The 1942-nt window shown below is 66.5% G+C and carries 2 protein-coding genes; both read right to left on the bottom strand.

What is annotated here, in order from left to right; genetic code table 11:
* Positions 1 to 34: 34 nt before the first annotated feature.
* The gene (locus ABZ887_RS51045; protein ID WP_361306573.1) at positions 35 to 163 is read right to left on the bottom strand and encodes a hypothetical protein; all 129 of its coding nucleotides are present in this window, start codon (positions 161 to 163) and stop codon (positions 35 to 37) included.
* A partial coding sequence (locus ABZ887_RS51040) for an IS1182 family transposase (protein ID WP_361306571.1) occupies positions 160 to 1942 on the bottom strand: 1783 nt, incomplete at its 5' end. The genes ABZ887_RS51040 and ABZ887_RS51045, both read right to left, overlap by 4 nt.

Raw genomic sequence — 1942 nt, 5'->3', positions numbered from 1 at the left:
GTGAAGTTTCCCCGTGATCTTGGACACTCGTCGGTTATGTCGCGAGGGCGTGTTGATGCCGCTGCCTGGTCTCGGCCGGGGTGAGGTAGCCGAAGGTCTTGTGCTTGCGCAGGCGGCGGCGGTTGTAGAAGGTCTCGATGACCCTGTTGCCCAATTGGTTCATGTGGCGAGTTCGAGGGCCGCGAGCCGGGAGGTTCTCGTCTGGGCGAGCGGGGTGCCGGTCCACCAGGCGTCGAGCCGGATCAAGTTGACTGCAGTGGCTGTCAGGACATGGCCGAGGTGTGTTTTGGCTGGGCCGCGATAGCGGGTGCGGCGCATACCGCCGACGGCGACGGCTTGGTGGATGGTTCCCTCAACACCGGCCCTGGCCGCGTAGCGTTCCTTCCACGCCTTGGTGGTCTGCTCGGCGCGGACGCGTTCGAGCAGGGCGTCTTGCCCTTGAGGCCGGACGGTGAGCTGTCGGCCGTACTGGGTGGAGCGGGTGCACTGGTCCCGGACGGGGCAGGGAGAGCAGGTCGTGGTCGCGAAGCGGATTCTGATCGCGTCGCGGCCGTTGCTGTCGAGGCCGACTGTCCAGTAGCGGCTGGTCCGGCCGGACGGACAAGTGGCAGTCCTTTCCTGCCAGTTGATGGTGAAGGCGGACTTGCCGAACCCGGCGGACCTGATCTGTTGCGGGGTGCTGTTCGGCCGGGCCGGTGCGACCACACGGATTTCGCGTTCGACAGGGGCGGTCAGCAGGAGTTCGGCGGAGGAGTATCCCGAGTCCAGGAGGTGTTCGGCGGGCTTGAGGCTCTTGGTGGTGAGGGCGTCGTGCACTGCGTCGACGACGGTGGCGTCGTTCGCGGTGGCATCGGTGGTCACCACGTGGGTGATCAGATGCGGCTGCCCGGAGCCGGTGCAGTCCTCGCTCAAGTGGACCTTGTAGCCGGTCCAGGCCGAGCCGCGCTTGTGTGAATACCGGGCCTGGGGATCGTACGGCGAGGCGATCAGCGCTCTTCCCGGCGGGAGATCATCTTTGCCTCGCCAGCCCACCTCCTGCACTCCGTCGGTGACGGTGCGTGTGAACTGCTGGATCCAGACCGTCCGCAGCACGGTCACCGCGGGGATCTCGCGCAGCCATGTCGGTGCCGTGGAAGTGTGTACGACTTCGAGTAAACGGTAGCCGTCGGCAGCAATCTGCTGGGCCAGCCGGTCGCGTTCGGACCGTTCGGAGGGCAGTCGGTAGGCATCGGTCCTGGCGCCGTAGCGCTTCTGCCATGCCGGGTCCATCCAACTCACGAGCCACTGCGCACTGGCCGCGGACAGTGCTTCCAGGCAGGCCCGGAGCGTCTCGCCGATGAACTCCAACCGGTTCAAGCGCCGGACGGCCGCCAAGACATGAGTGGAGTCGGTGCGCTGCCGCCCTCCAGCGCTGACCAGGCCCTGACCCGCCAGGCGCTCCAGCAGCAGGTCCAGCACCCGCTCCTCCAGGCCGTGGTCCAGCAGCCGTTGCCGGAACCCAGTCAGCACCGTGAAGTCGAAGCCGGGATCGGTGAGCTCCAGTCCCAGCAGGTACTTCACGTCGATCCTGGCCCGCACCGCGTGCGCTGCCTGTCGGTCCGTCAGGTTCTCAACGAATTGCAGCACGCTTACCAGGGCGAGCCGTCCGGGCGAGACGCCAGGCCGGCCGCGGTCTCCGAACGCCTCGCGGAACTCCTCGTTCGAGAAGACTGACCCGAGTTGGTCACGGATCCGCATTGCAAGACACCCCTTCGGGAACGCAGCATGTGCGACCGCACTCGTTCCATCCGGAACACCGACAGAAGCCGATCCCATCGACACAGCCGCCACCCCCTGTCGTAGGGCGACCCCATTCACGCGCCCCTGACCAGCAGGATCCGTCTCGCCGCCTGCCTCCGACCGAGTGATCGACGCAAATTCCCTCGAATTGGGCAACAGGGTC

Origin of the sequence: Streptomyces sp. NPDC047061, assembly GCF_040643955.1 — a bacterium.
In the GTDB taxonomy this organism is placed as follows: Bacteria; Actinomycetota; Actinomycetes; order Streptomycetales; family Streptomycetaceae; genus Streptomyces.
The sequence above is the reverse complement of the archived record's forward strand: the minus strand, read 5'-3'. Positions and strand labels throughout refer to the sequence as shown.